The sequence below is a fragment of the Micromonospora sp. Llam0 genome, assembly GCF_003751085.1.
Lineage (GTDB): Bacteria > Actinomycetota > Actinomycetes > Mycobacteriales > Micromonosporaceae > Micromonospora_E.
This window is the reverse complement of sequence record NZ_RJJY01000001.1, coordinates 5,522,135-5,540,039: the sequence shown is the minus strand read 5'-3', so window position 1 is coordinate 5,540,039 and position 17,905 is coordinate 5,522,135. Positions and strand designations below refer to the sequence as shown.

Below are 17,905 nucleotides of genomic sequence, written 5' to 3'. Positions count from 1 at the left end.
GCCGGCTGGCACCCGCCGGCGGCCGGTTGGGGTCCACCGCGCGGCCAGCACCCGTACCCGCCGGGGATGTTTCCGGCCATGCCCGCGCGGCCACCGGCCCCGTCCCGGCCGACCTACCGGGAGCCGCACCCGGTACGCCCGGGAGCCGTCGCACTCGGGGCGCTGGCCACCGCGCTGTGGCTGCTGCTGACCGGCCTGATCGGCCAGGACCTGCGCGGGTACGCCCTGTCGACGCTGCTCTGCGGCGTACTCGCCTGGGCCGTCGCGATCCTGCTCGCCCGGGTCGGCGACCGGGGCGTGGCGACCGGCATCGCGCTCGCCATGTCGGCCGGCTGGAGCATCACGACTGTGGCGCTCGCCACACACTGGGCGGCGACCGGCGACTGGCCACTGTGGTGACCGGCGGCGGGCGAATCCCGGGCTTGACGAACGCGGCGACGGTCGGCACGCTCGGCGGCATGGCCAACACTGGGCACCGGCTCGATCCCGAGCGGAATCGGCGCCGACTGCAGATCCTCGCCGAGCTTGCCGGAGCCAAGCTCGGCCGCGAACGGGTCCGGCCCCGTAAGGTCCGGGGGCAGCAGCTGCGCCAGCTGATCGCGGCCCGCCGACTGGTCAACTGACCGAACGCCGACGCGCTGTCGCGCACCCGTCCCTGCCGGTCAGTGACTGTTCGGGGCGTTGTGGGGTCAACGACCGACCTGAGCCGATACCGTCATTCTGACGACAGAATCGGCGGTCGCCGACGGCGGCGGGGATGCCGCGCCGCCCGGTGACCGCAGGGACCATTGGGGGGACCGTGCCCTATTTTGCTGCCGCTGCCGTACGCGGCCCGGCCGGTTGGTCCGGCGCCGAGCTCGACCTCGGTGGGGTCGCCGACATCGACGAGGTGGTCGACCGGCTCCGTGAGGTCGATCCCGACGCCGAGGTGTCACTGCTGTTCGTCGAATCGGACGACAGCTACCTGGTGATCCTGCGCCTCGACGAGGGCGAGGATCTGCGAATCTTCAGTTCGGACGCCGCGTTCGCCGAGGAGTCGCGGCTGGGCGCGCTGCTGATCGGCGACATCCGTACCCCGGCCGTCGAGGTCGACCTCGAACCGGTCGTGGTCGGTGCCGGCGGCGGCTCGATGTCCGCCGCCGCTGCCGCGCCGGCCGGTTCCAGCGCCGGCGGGTACCTGATCGGCGACCCGTTGGACGACTCCGACGACGTCGACGCGTTGGCTGACGAGGAGGACGACGACGATGAGCCGGCCGCCGACCCGGACGCGGAGCCGGTCGGGGACGCCGACCTGCTCGCCGACCTCGGCCTGTCGGCCCGACGGCTGCTGGCACTGTGCGCCCGTGACGGCATGCTGCCGGCCGACATGACCGCCGAGATCTGCCAGACGGTCGGCTGCGGCGACGAGATCGAGGAGTTGCGCGAGGCATGAGACCGGGCGGGGCGACGGCGTGACCGGGCGGGGCGACGGCGTGCCGACGGCCCGGCGGCACCGCGACCCGCTGCACGAGAGCTGGATGCGGCGGGCGTTGTCGGTGGCCGGCGAGCCAACCGCCGACGCCGGCCCGGGACAGGCGCCGGTCGGCCCGGTCGGGGTATCCGTCGGTGCGGCCGACGTGCCGGTCGGTGCGGTCGTCTACGACGCGGCCGGTCGCGAACTCGCGGTCGCCCACAACGAACGCGAACTGACCGGCGACCCGACGGCGCACGCCGAGATCCTCGCGCTGCGCCGGGCCGCCGCCCGGCTCGGCCGGTGGCGGCTCGACGGGTGCACTCTGGTGGTCACCCTGGAGCCGTGCACCATGTGCGCCGGCGCGTTGGTGCTGGCCCGGATCTCGACCGTGGTCTTCGGCGCGTGGGAGCCGAAGACCGGTGCCGTCGGATCGCTGTGGGACGTCGTGCGCGACCGCCGCCTCAACCACCGGCCGACCGTGTACGCCGGGGTGCTGGCCGACGAGTGCGCCGCCGCGCTGCGGGCGTTCTTCCGCTGAGCCGCACCGCGGGCGTTCTTCGTCGAGCCGGGCGGTCCGCAGGTATCGTCGGCCGATCCCTGGCGGCGTCAGGCGATCGCGGTGTCCAGCGCGATGCGGACCATTTCGCTGAAGGTCTGCTCCCGGTCGTCCGCGCTCATCTTCTCGCCGGTACGGATGTGGTCGCTCACGGTGAGGATGGTCAGCGCGCGGGCCCGGAACCGGGCGGCGATGGTGTAGAGCGCCGCCGACTCCATCTCGACCGCCAGCACCCCGTAATCGGCCAGCGTGTCGTACAGGTCCGGCCGGTCGGTGTAGAACGCGTCGGCGGCCAGGACCGGGCCGACCCGCAGGTCGACGCCGTGCCGCTGGGCAGCGTCGACCGCCGTACGCAGCAGGCCGAAGTCCGCCACCGGGGCGTAGTCGACCAGCCCGGCGAAGCGCACCCGGTTCATGTTCGAGTCGGTCGACGAACCGTTTGCCGCGATGACGTCCCGCAGTTGCAGGTCCTCCGCCAGCGCGCCGCAGGAGCCGACCCGGATCAGCGTCCGCACCCCGTACTCGTTGATCAGCTCGTGGGCGTAGATCGACGCCGACGGCATGCCCATCCCCGACCCCTGCACCGACACCCGCGTCCCGGCATACCGGCCGGTGAAGCCGAACATGCCGCGCACGTTCGAGTAGCAGGTGGCGTCCTCGAGGAAGTTCTCGGCGATCCACTTGGCGCGCAGCGGGTCCCCGGGCATGAGGACCCGCTCGGCGATGTCGCCGGGCTTGGCTCCGATGTGCGTGCTCATAGCCATGATCCTGCCAGTGCGGCCGGCGCTGCCCGCGCTCGGGCGGGACCGCCGTGACGGCCGGCCGGCGCTTCGGGTAGCCTACTCGGCGGTGGTGTGTCCGAGTGGCCTAAGGAGCACGCCTCGAAAGCGTGTGAGGGTTCACGCCCTCCGCGGGTTCAAATCCCGCCGCCACCGCCACTGAGCAGGCGACCATCCTGCTAGTTGAACGCCCGGCAGGTCCGCGAGGACCGGCCGGGCGTTTCGGCGCACCGGTCCTCACCGGTCGGCGATCAGCTCGACGACGGCGCTGGCGATCCGGTCGATCGCCGCAGAGTCGGCCAGCAGGGCGGCGACCCGCTCGTCCGCGGCCGGTCCACCACCGGGCGGCCGGTCCATCTCCTCGGCACCCGTGCCGGTGTCGAACACCGAGCGGAGTACGGCGACCACCGCGCACCGGGGGTCGGCGCCTCGACGCAGCTGCGCCTCGATCGCCGTCACCGCGACCGACGCCAACTCGGTCAACCGGGCCTCGTCCGCCTCGTCCGGCGTCCTCGGCTGCAGGTGGTCGGTCTCGCGAGCCGGACCGGTTCCGCCCCGGGCGGCCGGCAGCACCGGGGCGTGCTTGCGGCCAAGTGGTCGTTCGACGAAGTCCGCGTACCACTTCGGACGTTTGCGCATCGCGGCGAGCACCCGGTCGAGGTCGGCCGTCACCTCCCGTTCGCCGCCGCCACAGTGCCCGGTGGCGGCGGCCCGGCGGTCTGCCCACGCGGACAGCGGCCACACCCGTACTCCGGCCGTGGCCGGGATCCCCACCCAGACCAGCACCTCGACGGCGAGGGCCAGCAGCCACGGGTCCTGGCCGAGGTCGGTCTTGAGCCATCCGGGCAGCCGGGGTCGCTGCAACGCGCCACGGTCGCCGCGTCGGCGGCGATGCGCGTCGACGGTGGCCGGGCCGATCCGCCGGGCGATCCACCCTTCCAGGTTGACCACCGGGACCTTGGCGTTGGCCAGCAGGTCGTCGAGGACCGCCTCGACGTCGTCGTGGAACTTGTCCAGGCAGTCGGCTTCCAGCCGGTGGACCGACGACGCGCAGGTGTGGTGTCCCCGGGCGAGTTCGATCCGGCGGGTCAGCCGCTGGAACACCACCGGCCAGACCAGTGTGTACCCACCCGTGCGGAGCAGCCCGCGCTCCGCGTCGGACGCCGCCCTGGCGCGGTCCGCCAGGATGCCCCGTCGGGCGAGGTCCCGGACGTGGTCTTCCGCGGCGGTACGCCCGGACGCGGCGGTACGCCCGGACGACGCGCCGGCGGCCCGGACAGCCACGCTCGCACTGGCCATCGGTATCTGTCCTTTCCGGTAAGCCACCAAATCATCAGAAAGGTGTGTGGAAGATGATCGGCTACATGCGTACGGGTCAAAAACTATCCGCTGCGTCGCTGACTCAAGAAGCGATCGGAGCCCGTTGCCGTAATAGTGCGTAGTAGTGGGGGCGAATTGTCGGCCGGTGCAGATATAAGGGGTGCCCGGCCGGATCTATGTATGGCGTACTGGTGCGACTACGTAGTTCCCCCGATGGAACGGTCGCCGGGCGCGGCGAAGCTGGCGATGTGCCGGTGTCCGACCCGCACGTCGACCGATCACATCAGGAGCCGCTGCGATGACCACCACGCTTCCTCCCCTGCCGGACCACCCCGCCCACCGGGCCGAGCCCGCCGACCGGCTGCTCGACCTGGTGCTTCCCGGGCCGGTTGAGCCGACCACCCGGACCCTGCTGACGGCGGCCGCCGCCGGCGACCCGGTGTTGCTGCGCGCCCTGGTCCAGCTCGGGCTGGCCCTCGGCGACCTGGCCCGCCGGGACGGACACTGGCGGTGGAGCACCACCGGCCCGCGTACCGCCCCGCCGAGCGGGCTGTCCGGTACCCGGCCAGGGGCCGGTACGCAGCCGGTCCGGCGTACCGCCGGCCAGCTCGCCGCGATCCGGACCCTGGCCGAGTCGTGGAGCCGGCCGCAGTCGGCGGCCGGGTGCACCTTTGCCGACCGGCCGGGGGCGGCCGTGCCGCCCGTGCGGTTGCCTCGGCTGACCGTCCGCGAGCAGGAGATCCTGCGGCTGCTCGCGGACGGTCTGACCGCTCGGGCGATCGGTCACCGGCTGCTGCTGTCGCCGCGTACGGTGGCCAAGCACCAGGAGCGGATGTACCGCAAGTTCGGCACCTCCGACCGGCTGACCACCGTGCTGCGGGCCCAACGGCTGGGCCTGCTCCCGCCGCCGGACGCGCTGGCCGTCACCGGCCGTCGCGACGGGTGAGTCAGGACATCTCGCTCGGGCGGGGGTCGAGGCCGAGGTCCACGACCACGGTCACCGCGGTCCGGCCGTTGAGGTAGACCGTCACCGGCCGGTCGGCCCCGTCCAGCAGCTCCAGCTTGACCACCGAACCGGTTTCCATGGCGGTCTGGATGCTCAAGAGGATCGGGTCGAGGTTCGACTCGGGGATCTCCCACTCGGACCCATCGACGATCACACGCTTACGAGCCATGATTTCCACCTTTCAGTCGGTTGTCCGTACGGATATTTCAGCACCGCCGGGCGCCGGGCGTAATTAGCAGAACTGCGTACCGGTGATCCGGCGGAGGCGTTGGTCAGTCGACCGTTTCGACCGTGTACGAGAACGAGAAGTCCTGCGCCCGCAGATTTCCCACGGCCGGGTGCCGGCCGACGCCGAATTCCTCGGTCGCCAGCAGGGAGGTGCGGTACAGGCCGATGCTGTCGCCGACCGCGTCCAGCAGCAGCCGGTACGCCAGGTTGACGACCACGGCACCCGCCCCGATCGCGGCGGCCGCGGCGGCGGCCTGCGGGGCGGCCACGGCCAGCCCGATCAGTTGCGCACCGGCCGCCTGGACAGTTGGGCCGTTGAGTTCGTCGCGCAGCAGGTCGCTCAGCGCCCGACTGTCCCCGGTGTCCCGGGACACCCAGACCGCCAGGTCCAGGTAGTCCACCGCCCGACCGTGGTAGACCAGCATCCGGTCCAACGGCAGCCGCTCACCGTCGCGGACGTTGCGGAACCGCGCCGTCTCCGCCCGGTACGGCACCGCTCCGCCGTCGTCGGTGGTGCCGGTGAGCACCACCGCGTCGACCCGTATGTCGGCGCTGCGCAGCGCCCGGTTACGGTGCACCAGCACCTCGTCCAGCCGGACCGCGACAGTGCTCGCCGCGCCGCCGCGGGCCCGGAACAGCATCCGCGACCGGTCCGGGCGTTCGTCGATCAGGAACCGCACCGACTCGGCCGGCGGCCGTGCCGTCGGACTCAGGCTGAAATCGATGGTACGCAGCGCGTAGCGCACCTCCGGGGCGAAGTCGTTGGACATCTCCCGCATACCGCCGCTGCCCAGCTGGTCGAGTGCCCGCTCCAGCGGCGACTGGTCGCGACGCGGGACGCGGCGGCGGACCTCGGCGCGGTCGGCGGTGCGGATGCCGTCCTGCTGGAGCAGCCCGACGTCCTGCGGCTGCGAGGTGGCGATCAGCAGGACCGTCTCCGGCCGCCCGGCCGCCGGCACGATGCCGGCCGGCCAGTTCAGTCGCACACCACGCAGTACGCCGCTCAGGGCGTCGTACCCCACCAGGTACTCCTTGCCGGGCTCGAGCCGGAACCCGGACGGCGCGAAGTTGGTGAGATTCTCGATCCGGGCGGAGACACCGATGTCGAGCAGCGACACGTAGACCGTCTCGGTGCCGCCGTTACGCACCCGTACGTACACCTGGTCGCCGTCGTGCACGACCTCGCCGGCGGACCGCATCGGCACCTCGACGCCGTCGACGACCCGGCCCCACTCGAAGGTCAACGGGGTGTCGAGGGCGCACCGGGGGTCTTCCCCAAGGGCCCGCAGTCCGGTGGCGCGGGCAACCCGTTCCAGGTCGGTGAGCAGCCGGGCGGCGGTGCCCGGCCCGGCCGGGCGGGGGCTGTGCAGCGGACCGGTCCGGTCGTGGATCTGGTAGTTGCCGGCCCGATCGGGCCGGACCTCCACGGTGCACGGCTCGTCAGCATCGGCCAGCCGGACCAGGGTGCTGGTCCGGATCGCGGCGACGAGGTCGGCGGCGTCCGGTTCGGTCACCCGGACCGGCAGCGCGGGCGCGGCGCTGCGGGTCCGGTACGCCCGGGCTGTCGCCGGCACCTCGGACCAGCCGGTACGCAGGGTGAGCTCGGCCTGTGCCGCCAGCGCCCCGAGCCGGTCGACGACGGCGGTGCCGACGCTGGTCTCCTCGTCGACCGGCAGCTCGGCCGGCATCACGGTGAACTCGTCGTGCAGCTCGACGCCGAGCAGCGGCGCGCCGGGCAGGACCACCCGACCGTCGGGAATGGGGGCCACCGGCAGGCCGGCGATCGGGTCCGTCTCCTGGAGTGAGAACAGCAGCCGGCGGGACGGCCCTTCCACCTCGGGCCGCTGGTTCGACGCCCGGCGCAGCACCTGGCGACGTACCGTCTCCATCAGCGTGAACCAGGTCACCGGAAGGTCCTCGGCGGCGGCCAGTGCCTGGATCAGCGCCTCGGTGAACATTCCGGTGCGCTGCCCGGCACCGTTGCGGTACTCGTAGGCGAACTGCTCGGGAGCGCAGGCCACCAGCCGCACCGAGTACGGGTTGCCGGTCGCTACCCGCCGGTCGACCGCGAGCCCGTCCCGGCGCAGCGCCGCCAGGTGCCGGCTGATCTGCTCGTACCGGGTGGTCGACTGCCGGTCCAGGCCTTTGACCCGCAGGTCGGGGTCGCGGGACTGGTGGGCGGAGTGGCAGCAGTCCAAGGCCACCACCACGTTCTGCGTCACCTCGGTCAGCCGGGCCTGCAGCACGGACAACTCGACCGAGGTGATGCCCAGAAACTCGCCCTCGGTGGATGGGGAGTAGTCGGTGGGCACAATGAACTGCAGATCGGCCGGCCGTCGCCCGGGCGTCGGCTGGCTGGCCGGGTCGTCGGTGGCCGGCTCCTCGCTGGCCGGATCCGGTGCGTGCGCGTATCCGCCGTGACCGCTGTAGTAGAACAGGACGGTATCGTCCGCCGTGCTCTGTCCGATTAGCTTCTGGTAGCCGGCGAGGATTCCGGCCCGGGTGGCATCGTCGCCGGTGAGACAGGAAATGGTGAACCCGCGCCCGTCGAGCGCCGCCGCGATCGTTTCGACATCGTTGTGCACTCCGGTGAGGCCGTCGGTCTGAGAACCGACCAGCAATGCTCTCCGCGTCACCGCTACCCCCTGAAAGGTTGCCCAGCAGATCCGGTGTGGACTTTACGGCTCGGGCACCGGTGGCGTCATCACTCGGTGCCTACGATCTTTTGCGTACGGTCACATTCGGCTCGCCCGGTGGCGACCGGCTCCGACCTGATAGGACGAGCTACCGGTACGTTCGGCGCGACGGCGCCGTACGGAGGTCTATCCGGAATCGCGATCGGTGCAGAGCCGGAGCCGATGGGCCATCGAGGCGGCGGCATTGCGGTTGTTGGCCGCCATCTTCTTGAGCAGGTTGGACACGTGGACACCCGCCGTGCGTTCGGTGATGAACAGTTCGGTGGCGATCTCCCGATTGGTCCTGCCCAGGCAGAGCAGGCACAGCACCTCCAACTCGCGGGCGGTGAGACCGAACGGCCGTGCTGCCGGCCCGGCGGTGTCGTCGGCTGGCTCCGGCAGCTCAGGGTCGAGGGGGATGCGGGCCCGGCGGGCCATCGCCTCGATCTCGGTACGCAGCGGCCCGGCCGGCAGCGGCTCGGTCGTCTGCCAGGCCGACCGGGCGGCCGATCCGGCGCGGGCCAGGTCGCCGGCGTCGAGCGCGGTCTCGGCTTCCCGCCAGTAGGCGTAGCCCGCCGGGTAGGACCGACCGAGCATCGACCAGCCACGGGCCACCGCCGCCCAGGCGTCGGGGTCGGCGGTGCCCCGGGCCCGGGCGAGCTCGGCCAGGCAGAGGTCACGCAACACCCGTACCTGCGAAACCCCGGCCTGGTCGGCCTGCGCCTGGTCGGCCTGCGCCTGGTCGGCCTGCGCCTGGTCGGCCAACCGCTCGGCGTACGCGACAACCGCCGACAACCGGACCGGGTCGCGCTCGGGTTGCGTCCGCAGCACTTCGCACTCGTCAGCGGCGGCCCGTAGCCCGACGGCGTACATCCGGGTCAGCTCCAGGATGTTGGCCTGGCCGTCCAGCGCGGCCAGGCCGGCTCGCACCGCGTCATCCGCCCCGGCCCGGTCGTCCCGCCACAGGGCGAGCTCCGCCAGACAGGCGTACAGCGGTCCGACGAACCGGGGGTCGGTGGTCGGCCGGTCCACGAGTTGTACGTCGGCCAGCAGATCGGCGGCCGCGTCGAAGGACCCCTGAGCGAGCCGGATCTCGGCCAGGGTCAGCCGGGGGTAGAGGGTGCCCCGTAGCGGCCTGGCCCGCAGCACGTCGTCCAGCACCGCGGCCGCCTCGTCCCACCGGCCGAGCAGTACCAGCGTCGCGGCGGCGTTGTTGGCCAGCACGCCGGCGCCGCGGGCCTGCTCCAGCCCGCGTTCGCGGGCCACTTTCAGCCCGGTGAGGGCGACCTGGACCGAGTCGGTCAGCCGCCCCACGTGCTCCAGCGCCACCGCGAGGTTGCCGTACGCCCGGAACAGGTCCTCCAGGTGGTCGACCTCCTCGGCGATCCGCAGTGCCTCGCGTACCTTGGCCATGCCGTCGCTCGGCTGGTCGAGCATGGTCAACGCCATGCCCAGGGTGTTGAGCGCGCGGCCCTCCTCGGCCCTGGCCGGCACCGCCCGGGCCATCTCGACGGCGTGGGCACCTTCCCGCGCACCCTCGGCGTACCGGCCCTCGCGAACCTCGGCCATCGCCACAGCGGCCAGTACCCGAGCGCTCACCGCGCTCGGCGGCTGCCCGGCCAGCGCCCGCGCCGCCGCCCGGTAGGTCTGCTGCGAATCGCCGTACTCACCGGCTTCCCAGAGGTAGTTGCCGAGGCGTTCGAGCAGTTCACCCGCGTAGCGAGGGGCGGCGGCCCGGTCCACCTCGGCAATCGCGGCCCGGTCCACCTCGGCGATCGCGGCGCGGATCAGTTCCAGTGCCTGCTCGACCCGACCGCCCCACCGGGCGGTGTCGGCGGCGGCGGCCAGCACCCGCCAATGCGGCTGGCCGGTGCGTCGCTGCGGATCGTCGACCCGCGACCACAGGCTGAGCACCCGCTGGTAGTGCTGTTCGGCTTCGCGGAACGCGTGGACCCGTACCGCCATCTCGCCGGCACGGACGGCGGCGGTCAGCGCCTCCGGTAGCGCTCTGGCCTCGTACCAGTGGTAGGCCAGTTCGGCCGCTGCGGTGAGATCCTCGGCGAGGCTGAACCCCGGGTCCGCGGTGAGGGCAGTGGCGAGCGCGCGGTGCAGCCCGACCCGTTCACCCGGCAGCAGTTCCTGGTAGACCGCCTCGCGCAGCAGGGCATGCCGGAAGACGTACGTGTCGTCGGCGGCGTCGATGGTGAGAACGTGCTGGGCGACGCACTGCCGCAGCGCTTTGATCAGTTGCTGATCGGGCAGGTCGCAGACGGCCGCCAGCAGCCGGTGGCTGACCCGCCGCCCGGCGGCTGCTGCGGCTCGCAGCACGTCGGCCGCGGCGTCGTCGAGCAGTTCGACCCGGGACAGCATGATCTCGCTCAGCGAGTTGGGCAGTCGGGTGGACGCGGGATCGGTCAACACCCCGGAGACCACCAGTTCCTCGGCGAAGAACGCGTTTCCGTCGGACAGTTCGTAGTACCGGTCCAGCAGCGGCCGGTCCACCGAGCCGCCGGTCGACGCGGTCAGGAACCGTTCCAGCTCGGCGCGGGTGAACCGGGCCAGCTCCAGCCGGTGGATCCGGCGGATGAAGTCCGGCTCGGCGAGCAGCGTCCGCAGCGGATGCCGCCGGTCCAGGTCGTTCGACCGGTAGCTGTGCACCAGCAGGATCCGCTCGTCGGTCTGCGCCCGGGCCAGATAGGAGATCAGGTCCAAGGTGGATGGGTCGGCCCAGTGCAGGTCCTCGAAGATCAGTACGGTCGGTGCGTGCGCGCCGAAGTGGTCGAGCATCCGCAGCACCGCGCCGAACACCCGTAGCTGTGCGGTCGACTCGCCGAGGGGCGCGACTCCGGTGAAGTCCGACACCAGCCGGCTGAGTTCGGCGTAGGACGGGCCGCCCAGCTCGCGTACCCGCTGCTCGCCGCGTTCCCGGACGATCCGCCGCAGGGCGTCGATCAACGGGGCGTACGGCAGCGCGCCGGTACCGAGGTTGATGCAGGCGCCGTGCAGTACGGTGCGACCCGCCGAGCGGGCCTCGGTGGCGAACTCCTGGAGCAGCCGGCTCTTTCCGACGCCCGCCTCACCGGCGACGAAGACCGTCGCGGCGGCACCGCCCGCCGCCTCGGTCAGCAGCCCGGTCAGCTGGGCGCGTTCCGCGGCGCGGCCGATGAAAGATCCACCCGCTGCCGGAAACTGCGCAGATGCGTACGCCGTCGCCATGTGTCCATGGTGGCGCGAGTAATGGGGACTGTCAGCCGCCGCCGCGTGTCACATCGTATTCGGTGGCCGATGCTGACCCAGCGGCCACCGGGAAATGCCGGTCCGGTCGGCCGGACGCGATGGTGCGCCGTTGCGCTGCGCTGTCCGGGCTAACGACAATCGTCGAGGTCGTCCGGCTGCGGAATCGATTCCACGGTACGACGGCGGTCGTCGACGTACTCGGCCAGATCGTCAGGGTCCGCGCCGCTGGCCACAGCGGTCTGCCACGCCGTGCCGAACTCGGCGGCGAGTAGTTCGATCATGCGTTGTCGGGTTTCGGCTGGTAGCCCGTCATCGGGCACCGGTCCGCCGGATCGATCGTCGACCATCGAGACCTCCGCCGCGATCATTGGCCCCGTTCTCCGGAATTGGTGTGCCCCTCGGACATTGTCAAGAGTTCGTGTCATATCCGAACCTGACGGACAACCGACCTTGGCCGTTCAGTTGACGGCCTGACGACAATCAAGATCACCGTAACAAGATCACCGTAGCCGGTCCGAGCCGGGGCCGGGCCGCCGTCGCCCGCAGCCGAGGCCACCATCACCCGGGGCCGGTCGGGTCGAGCCGCTGCACCCCGGGCGGCAGATCCGGCCCGTCGGGCAGGACCGGTCCGGCGTCGCCGACCGCGCGGTAGCCGGACCTGACGACGCTGGCGATGAGCACCTGTGCGATCCCGGCGATCGTCCGGGCCGGATCGGAGCCGGGCACCATCAGGTACGACGCCATCCGTCCCGATCCGGTCGCCGGATGGGCCAGCGACCTGATGATCCGGGGATCCGCCTCGTCCACGCCGCATGCGACGACGCTCGGGCGGGCGCTGGACGAGGTCAGCTCGGCGAACGCCGCCTGCCAGGCGGACCGCGAGTCGGTGGGCCTGCCATCGCTGACGAACCAGACGGTCGGCCGGTGTGAGGTCTCTCCGCTGGCCGCGAACCGTGCCATGTCCGACTCGATCTCGTCCCGCGTGGCCGTGAACGCCGACTCGTAGCAGGTGCCGCCGCGTACGGTGAGGACCGGCGCAACCAGCCCGGGAGCCAGCAGGTCACCGAGCGGAAGCCGTACCTCCGCGTGGTCGGAGAAGTCGATCAGCCCGAACCGTACCCGGGCCGCGACGACCGGGTGCCGCGCCAGCGCGTCGACGAGCGCCGGCACAATCTCGTTCGCCGCCTCCAGCTTGCCGTCCATCGCCATCGAAACCGAGACGTCGACGACCAGATAGAACGGCAGCAGGCTGTTGTCTTGACCGGCGCATCGATCGGCTCCTCCGTCCGTCATGCCGCAGGTCTGACGGACGGGCGTGGGCCGAGCTGGACGAACCTTAGCGCGGACCATCCGCTGGCTCGTGCGGCTGGCCGTCGGTGGCGATGTCGGACACGATCTGGCAGGTGTCGACGACCGGATCGACGGCCTGTGCCTGGTCGGCCAGCTGGAACAGCAGCGACCGCAGCGCCTCGCGGTCGGTCGGCTGCAGTGGCCCCAGCAGGTGCCCCTCGGCCTGCTCCAGTCGGTCCCGGGTCGCCGACCAGACCTGGTGCCCGTGGTCGGTCGCGACGATGGTCTTGTGCCGTCGGTCGTCCGGGTTGGCCCGTCGCTCGACCAGCCCGGCGCGCTCCAGGTCGTCGATCAGATAGGTCATCACCGTCTTGTCGATGCCCAGCCGACGGGCCAGCGAGATCTGACTCTCCGGCGTGGCCTCGACCGCCGCCGCCAGCACCTGATGCCCGCGCGGCCCGCCGGGCAGGTCGTGCAGCACGGCGCTGCTGCTCTTGACGTACGCCCGAAAGACCACGCCCAGCGCCCAGCCGAGATCGCCGCCGCCAGCGGCGCGGCCCGGGCCCGTGCCCGGACCCGGGCCCGGGCCCGGACCCGTGCGTTCACCGGGACGAGGCATACGCCGAGCTTATCGCCGGCTCGTCTGCCCCCGTCGACCATCCTCACGTCGGAAGAGTCACACTGACGATCGTCTGCTCGGCAGACTATCTTGTGATCCGTACGCATGACTGCTGTCGCGGGGAGCGAACGACATGGCTGACTACGGACACGACCTGCTGTTCGGCACCTTCATCACACCGGTCGCCGAGCAGGCCGACCGGGCCCTGGCGCTGGCCCAGTTGACTGAGGAGGCCGGGCTCGACCTGGTGACCGTGCAGGACCACCCGTACCAGGCCCGGTTCCTGGACACCTGGACCCTGCTGTCGGTGATCGCGGCCCGCACCACCCGGGTCCGGGTCGCGCCGAACGTCGCCAACCTGCCGCTGCGGCAGCCGGCGATGCTGGCCCGCAGCGCGGCCAGCCTCGACCTGCTCAGTGGCGGCCGGGTCGAGCTGGGCCTCGGGGCCGGTGCCTTCTGGGACGCGATCGCGGCGATGGGTGGCGGCCGGCTCACCCCGGCCGAGAGCGTCCAGGCACTCGAGGAGGGCATCGAGATCATTCGCTCGGTCTGGGACGCCGACGGCGGCACCGTCAAGGTCGACGGCCGCCACCACCGGGTATGGGGCGTGCATCCGGGTCCGGCGCCCGCCCACCCCATCGGCATCTGGCTGGGCGCGTACAAGAAGCGGATGCTCGGGGTCACCGGTCGACTCGCCGACGGTTGGCTGCCCAGCAGCCCGTACGCGTCGCCGGAGCAGCTACCCGCGATGAACGCGGCCATCGACGCGGCGGCCCGGCAGGCGGGGCGGGACCCGGCCGCGGTCCGCCGGCTCTACAACATCAGCGGTACGTTCGGCAGCGGTGCCGGATTCCTCACCGGTACGCCGGCCGACTGGGCCGAGCAGCTCACCGGACTGACCCTGGACCAGGGGTTCAGCGGCTACCTGCTGGCCAGCGACGACCCGGACATGATCCGCCGGTTCGCCGCCGAGGTGGTGCCGGCGGTCCGCGACCTGGTCGCCGCCGGCCGCAGTGCCGCAGCAGCGGGTTCGGTTCCCGTCGCCCCGGCCCCCGCAGCCGCCGGCATCACCCCCACCCCCGACGACGGGGTACGCCTCAGCGCTGAACGCGTCTGGGACGAGTCGACCCGGCCGACCGCCCCGCCACCCGACCCGACGCTGACCTACAGTCCCGCCCAGCGGGCCGCCGGGCAGCACCTGATCGACGTACACGATCATCTGCGCGAGGAGCTGCGGACCGTGCGCGACCTGATCGACCAGGTCGCAGCCGGCACCATGACCGCCGGCGGTGCCCGGGCGCACATCAACACGATGACCATGCGGCAGAACAACTGGACCCTCGGCGCCTACTGCGAGTCGTACTGCCGGGTGGTGACCACCCACCACACCATCGAGGACATCGGCATGCTGCCGCAGCTGCGCCGGGCCGACCCGGGGCTCGCGCCGGTGGTCGACCGGCTGTCGGAGGAGCACCACATCATCCACGACGTGCTGGAACGGGTCGATCGGGCGCTGGTCTCCCTGGTCAGCGAGCCGGACCGGATCGGCGACGTCAAGGCCGCCGTCGACCTGCTCACCGACACCCTGCTGTCCCACCTGTCCTACGAGGAACGTGAGCTGGTCGAGCCGCTCGCCCGGTTCGGTGTGGGGTGACCGGCACGGGAACGGCAGGATCTCCGTCATGCGGCTGAGTATCGAGCGCGCCGACTTCGCTGATCCGGAGCTCGGCGTCTTCCTGCAGGCACATCTCGACGAGCTCGCGCCGACGGCACCTGCCGAGAGCCGACACGCGCTGGATCTTTCCGGGCTGCGGGCGCCGGGAGTCCGCCTGTGGGTCGCCCGGACAGGTGGCGAACTTGTGGGCACGGGTGCCCTGGCCGAGGTGGGGCCGGCGCACGAGGAGATCAAGAGCATGCGGACGGATCCACGACGACGCGGCCAGGGCATCGCCGCGCGCGTCCTCGACCACCTCATTGAGGACGCGCGACGACGCGGCATCCGCCGTATCTCGCTGGAGACCGGAAGCATGGACTTCTTCGTCCCGGCGAGGACGTTGTACGCGAGGGCGGGCTTCGTCGCTTGCCCACCCTTCGGCGCCTATGTCGATGATCCCAACAGCGCGTTCATGACCCGCGAGCTGACGTGACCTGAGGCACGACCCACCTCCAACTCGGGCTGGTCAGCGGCAGCGGGAATGGCGGTGCGGGCCCCGGCCCGTCAGGTCGACGACGATTGCGGCACGACGTGCAACCTCCCAGCCCGTAGCCGTGTGGGAAAGGGTGGAAAGGGACCGGCAACCGTCGGTCCGACCCGCCAAGGAGGTCACTTTGTCGAAGAAGCCTGCCGTGTTCGCGCTGCTGGGGGTAGCGGTCGCGCTGGCCTACGCGGTGCCGGCGATCGCCGCGATGTCCTCCGACGGGCCGGTGAACGAGCCCAAACCATCCGTCACGGTCCCGGCTTCGGCTGAGCCGCTGGTGTCTCCGGTGCCGAGGGAGGATGTGCCGAGGGGCCGGAGGTGTCTCCCGTTCCGCTACCTCCGATCGAGGTTACGGCTGCGCCGGAGGCAAGCCCCGCCAAGTAGCCCGGCCACATCCCGTGTGGGGGAGCCGAAGCGGCCGGATCCGTCGCAGGTCCCCCTGATCCTGAGGAGAAGTGCTGCCGTTGACGAACGGTTCGCATGACAAGGATGCCGGGTTCAGCGAATACGTCGCGACCCATGCGGAGCAGGTGCGCTTCACCGCGTACCTGCTCTGCGGCGACTGGCACGAGGCGGAAGACCTGGCGCAGACGGCGTTCGTTCGCCTGTACCTGGCGTGGGAACGCGTCGACCGGACGGAGCCCATCAACGCCTACGTACGGAAGATCGTCACGCGTACCTATCTGAACGAGCGGCGCAGGCTCTGGCGGAAACTGGAACGGCTGACCAGCGCGCCGCCGGAGCCAACGGCCGAGTCGCCGCCAGCTCCAGAGCAACGGATGCTGATCATGCGAGCGCTCTCCCAGCTGCCACGACGGCAACGGGCCGCATTGGTGCTGCGGTACTGGGAGGACCTGAGCCTGATCGAGGCCGCGGAGGTACTGGGCTGTTCGGTCGGCACTCCCAAGGGTCGTTAGATGCTAAGGTCGATGTTAACAGCTAGGGGCATCGATTGAACAGGGGACGATCCGATGGTACGGCGGGGATCGCGGGCCGGGAACCGGGCTCGGTTTGACAGCAAGGACGCGTTGTTGGCTGGCGGCGCGGAGGTGCGGGCGTTGCGGTACCAGCGGGCCAGTCAGGACAAGAAGGAACAGGGCAAGAGCGTCGGCGACCAGGGCAAGATCAACCTTGCCGAGATCACGAAGCGGTCGTGGACCGACGCAGGGTCGTTCACCGACAACCACCGGTCGGCGAGCCGGCACGCCACGAGGGAGCGCGAGCAGTTCGAGTTGTTGATCGAGCGGATCCGCTCGGGCAAGGGCGACGTGCTGGTGATCTGGGAGATCTCCCGGCGGGAACGTGACCTCGCGGTGTACGTGAAGATCCGGGACATGTGCACCGAGGTTGGCCTGAACTTCTGGCTCGTCGGTGGGGTGCTGTTCGACCTGCGGGACAAGAACGACCGGATGATGCTCGGCTTCCAGGCCGTGCAGGCGGAGTGGTTGGCCGACTCGATCCGCGACAACGTGTTGCGCGGCGTCGTCGGCGCGGCCGAGGCGGGCCGTCCGCATGGGAAGGTGACCTACGGCTATCGGCGGATCTACGACCAGCGGACGAAGGCGCTGGTGCGGCAGGAGCCGGACACCGAGATCCGCACGGCGGTGGCGGCGGATGGGACGGTGACCGAGTACAGCCACGCCGGGGTGGTGCGGGACAACTTCACGAAGGTGGCTGCCGGGGTTCCGCTGATCACGATCGAGGACGAGTTGAACGCCAAGGGCATCCCGTCCCCGCAGGGGTCGACGTGGCGGCGCGGGATCATCCGCAAGCACGTGATGAACCCGGCCTACATCGGTAAGCGGGTATTCCGCGGCGAGGTCATCGGGGACGGCATCTGGCCCGCGCTGGTGGACGAGGACCTCTACTGGGCGTGCGTCCGCCTGCTGGAGGACCCGTCCCGGACGACCACCCGTGCCGGACGGGCCGTCCACCTGCTGTCCTACATCGTCCGCTGCGGGGTGTGCGGCAGTCCGGTCTCGTCCCACCAGGTCAGCCGCCACGGTTGGGAGGGGCGGGTGTACTCCTGCCTGCGGAGGCGGTGCGCCGCTGTGAAAGCGGAGTTCCTGGACGAGTACGTCCAACGGGTCGTCGTGGCGTGGCTGTCGTTGCCGGAGACCGGAGAGATGCTGTCGGCCCTGTCCGGCGGGGACGAGCAGGCCGCGCACGCCCGCGCTGAGGCCGCCCGGCTGCGCGCGGAGTTGGAGGACTGGCGCAAGCTGGGTGAGGAAGGCGAGGTGTCCGCGATCGCCTACGCCCGCGCGGAGAAAGGGCTGTCGGCGCAGATCGCCGAGCACGAGGCACGGGCGCAGGAAGCCGGCATCCCGCCGGTGCTGCGCGGGATGATCGGGGAGCACGCCGCTCGGAAGTGGGCTGAGCTGGGTGATGAGGTTGCGGTGAAGCGGGAGATCATCCGTACCGTGGCTGATATCAAGCTGTTGCAGGCAGGTAAGGGCACCCGTCAGCCGTTCGGCGCTCACCGCCTCGAATGGGCGTGGCGGTTTGGCCCGGAGGTCGAGGAGAACGCGGCGTAGGCCGCTGGAC

The 17,905-nt window shown here is 71.4% G+C and carries 17 protein-coding genes and 1 tRNA gene; 10 read left to right on the top strand and 8 right to left on the bottom strand.

The features are described from left to right. Positions 1-66: 66 nt before the first annotated feature. The 4 genes from EDC02_RS24205 (at position 67) to EDC02_RS24190 (ending at position 1,991) form a co-directional block, all read left to right on the top strand. Positions 67-399 (top strand): hypothetical protein, encoded by a 333-nt coding sequence (locus tag EDC02_RS24205; RefSeq protein WP_123605108.1) that lies wholly within the window; start codon positions 67-69, stop codon positions 397-399. A 23-nt stretch (positions 400-422) separates the two neighbouring features. Next, positions 423-623, top strand: coding sequence for a hypothetical protein (locus EDC02_RS24200; RefSeq protein WP_148083591.1), 201 nt, complete (start codon positions 423-425; stop codon positions 621-623). A gap of 176 nt (positions 624-799) precedes the next feature. After that, positions 800-1,432 carry a tRNA adenosine deaminase-associated protein gene (locus EDC02_RS24195; protein ID WP_123605107.1) on the top strand — a complete coding sequence of 211 codons (633 nt, stop codon included), beginning with the start codon at positions 800-802 and terminating at the stop codon, positions 1,430-1,432. Between the two features lie 85 nt (positions 1,433-1,517). After that, complete coding sequence (locus EDC02_RS24190) at positions 1,518-1,991, top strand: nucleoside deaminase (protein WP_123605106.1); 474 nt, start codon at positions 1,518-1,520, stop codon at positions 1,989-1,991. 68 nt (positions 1,992-2,059) lie between these two features. Here the strand turns inward: EDC02_RS24190 and deoD are convergent, their stop codons facing one another. Continuing rightward, on the bottom strand, positions 2,060-2,767 hold the full coding sequence (gene deoD / locus EDC02_RS24185; protein WP_123603920.1) for a purine-nucleoside phosphorylase: 708 nt from the start codon (positions 2,765-2,767) through the stop codon (positions 2,060-2,062). A gap of 90 nt (positions 2,768-2,857) precedes the next feature. Here deoD and EDC02_RS24180 point away from each other — a divergent pair. Continuing rightward, positions 2,858-2,947: transfer RNA gene (locus tag EDC02_RS24180), tRNA-Ser, on the top strand. 78 nt (positions 2,948-3,025) lie between these two features. On the opposite strand, the gene EDC02_RS24175 is transcribed toward EDC02_RS24180, so the two are convergent. After that, the gene (locus EDC02_RS24175) at positions 3,026-4,087 is read right to left on the bottom strand and encodes a hypothetical protein (protein WP_199757750.1); all 1,062 of its coding nucleotides are present in this window, start codon (positions 4,085-4,087) and stop codon (positions 3,026-3,028) included. A gap of 319 nt (positions 4,088-4,406) precedes the next feature. Here EDC02_RS24175 and EDC02_RS42430 point away from each other — a divergent pair, with 319 nt between their 5' ends. Beyond that, on the top strand, positions 4,407-5,054 hold the full coding sequence (locus tag EDC02_RS42430; RefSeq protein ID WP_199757749.1) for a LuxR C-terminal-related transcriptional regulator: 648 nt from the start codon (positions 4,407-4,409) through the stop codon (positions 5,052-5,054). Position 5,055: 1 nt separating this feature from the next. Here EDC02_RS42430 and EDC02_RS24165 read toward each other — a convergent pair whose 3' ends face one another. The 6 genes from EDC02_RS24165 to EDC02_RS24140 all read right to left on the bottom strand — a co-directional run bounded on the left by EDC02_RS24165 (position 5,056) and on the right by EDC02_RS24140 (position 13,163). After that, a complete protein-coding gene (locus EDC02_RS24165; RefSeq protein ID WP_148083590.1) occupies positions 5,056-5,283 on the bottom strand; it encodes a hypothetical protein in 228 nt (75 codons plus the stop codon). A 103-nt stretch (positions 5,284-5,386) separates the two neighbouring features. Next, positions 5,387-7,978, bottom strand: coding sequence for a caspase family protein (locus EDC02_RS24160; RefSeq protein ID WP_123603918.1), 2,592 nt, complete (start codon positions 7,976-7,978; stop codon positions 5,387-5,389). A 186-nt stretch (positions 7,979-8,164) separates the two neighbouring features. After that, the gene (locus EDC02_RS24155; RefSeq protein ID WP_123603917.1) at positions 8,165-11,233 is read right to left on the bottom strand and encodes an AAA family ATPase; all 3,069 of its coding nucleotides are present in this window, start codon (positions 11,231-11,233) and stop codon (positions 8,165-8,167) included. A gap of 149 nt (positions 11,234-11,382) precedes the next feature. Next, on the bottom strand, positions 11,383-11,601 hold the full coding sequence (locus tag EDC02_RS24150; RefSeq protein WP_148083589.1) for a hypothetical protein: 219 nt from the start codon (positions 11,599-11,601) through the stop codon (positions 11,383-11,385). A 211-nt stretch (positions 11,602-11,812) separates the two neighbouring features. After that, positions 11,813-12,547, bottom strand: coding sequence for a VWA domain-containing protein (locus EDC02_RS24145; protein WP_123603915.1), 735 nt, complete (start codon positions 12,545-12,547; stop codon positions 11,813-11,815). Between the two features lie 43 nt (positions 12,548-12,590). Next, entirely contained in the window at positions 12,591-13,163 is a 573-nt protein-coding gene (locus EDC02_RS24140) for a MarR family winged helix-turn-helix transcriptional regulator (RefSeq protein WP_123603914.1), read from the bottom strand. Positions 13,164-13,296: 133 nt separating this feature from the next. On the opposite strand from EDC02_RS24140, the gene EDC02_RS24135 reads away from it, so the two are divergent. The 4 genes from EDC02_RS24135 (at position 13,297) to EDC02_RS24120 (ending at position 17,895) form a co-directional block, all read left to right on the top strand. Next, positions 13,297-14,817, top strand: coding sequence for an LLM class flavin-dependent oxidoreductase (locus EDC02_RS24135; protein WP_123603913.1), 1,521 nt, complete (start codon positions 13,297-13,299; stop codon positions 14,815-14,817). A gap of 28 nt (positions 14,818-14,845) precedes the next feature. After that, positions 14,846-15,310 carry a GNAT family N-acetyltransferase gene (locus EDC02_RS24130; RefSeq protein WP_123605103.1) on the top strand — a complete coding sequence of 155 codons (465 nt, stop codon included), beginning with the start codon at positions 14,846-14,848 and terminating at the stop codon, positions 15,308-15,310. Positions 15,311-15,825: 515 nt separating this feature from the next. Beyond that, positions 15,826-16,278, top strand: a complete 453-nt coding sequence (locus EDC02_RS24125) for a SigE family RNA polymerase sigma factor (protein ID WP_123605102.1) — start codon at positions 15,826-15,828, stop codon at positions 16,276-16,278. 114 nt (positions 16,279-16,392) lie between these two features. Beyond that, the gene (locus EDC02_RS24120) at positions 16,393-17,895 is read left to right on the top strand and encodes a recombinase family protein (protein ID WP_233606259.1); all 1,503 of its coding nucleotides are present in this window, start codon (positions 16,393-16,395) and stop codon (positions 17,893-17,895) included. Positions 17,896-17,905: the final 10 nt, after the last annotated feature.

Coding starts and splice junctions, on each gene's coding strand:
- EDC02_RS24205 (WP_123605108.1), top strand. CDS start 67: ATGTTTCCGGCCATGCCCGCGCGGCCACCGGCCCCGTCCCGGCCGACC.
- EDC02_RS24190 (WP_123605106.1), top strand. CDS start 1,518: ATGCGGCGGGCGTTGTCGGTGGCCGGCGAGCCAACCGCCGACGCCGGC.
- deoD (WP_123603920.1), bottom strand. CDS start 2,767: ATGAGCACGCACATCGGAGCCAAGCCCGGCGACATCGCCGAGCGGGTC.
- EDC02_RS24175 (WP_199757750.1), bottom strand. CDS start 4,087: ATGGCCAGTGCGAGCGTGGCTGTCCGGGCCGCCGGCGCGTCGTCCGGG.
- EDC02_RS42430 (WP_199757749.1), top strand. CDS start 4,407: ATGACCACCACGCTTCCTCCCCTGCCGGACCACCCCGCCCACCGGGCC.
- EDC02_RS24165 (WP_148083590.1), bottom strand. CDS start 5,283: ATGGCTCGTAAGCGTGTGATCGTCGATGGGTCCGAGTGGGAGATCCCC.
- EDC02_RS24155 (WP_123603917.1), bottom strand. CDS start 11,233: ATGGCGACGGCGTACGCATCTGCGCAGTTTCCGGCAGCGGGTGGATCT.
- EDC02_RS24150 (WP_148083589.1), bottom strand. CDS start 11,601: ATGGTCGACGATCGATCCGGCGGACCGGTGCCCGATGACGGGCTACCA.
- EDC02_RS24145 (WP_123603915.1), bottom strand. CDS start 12,547: ATGACGGACGGAGGAGCCGATCGATGCGCCGGTCAAGACAACAGCCTG.
- EDC02_RS24140 (WP_123603914.1), bottom strand. CDS start 13,163: ATGCCTCGTCCCGGTGAACGCACGGGTCCGGGCCCGGGCCCGGGTCCG.
- EDC02_RS24135 (WP_123603913.1), top strand. CDS start 13,297: ATGGCTGACTACGGACACGACCTGCTGTTCGGCACCTTCATCACACCG.
- EDC02_RS24130 (WP_123605103.1), top strand. CDS start 14,846: ATGCGGCTGAGTATCGAGCGCGCCGACTTCGCTGATCCGGAGCTCGGC.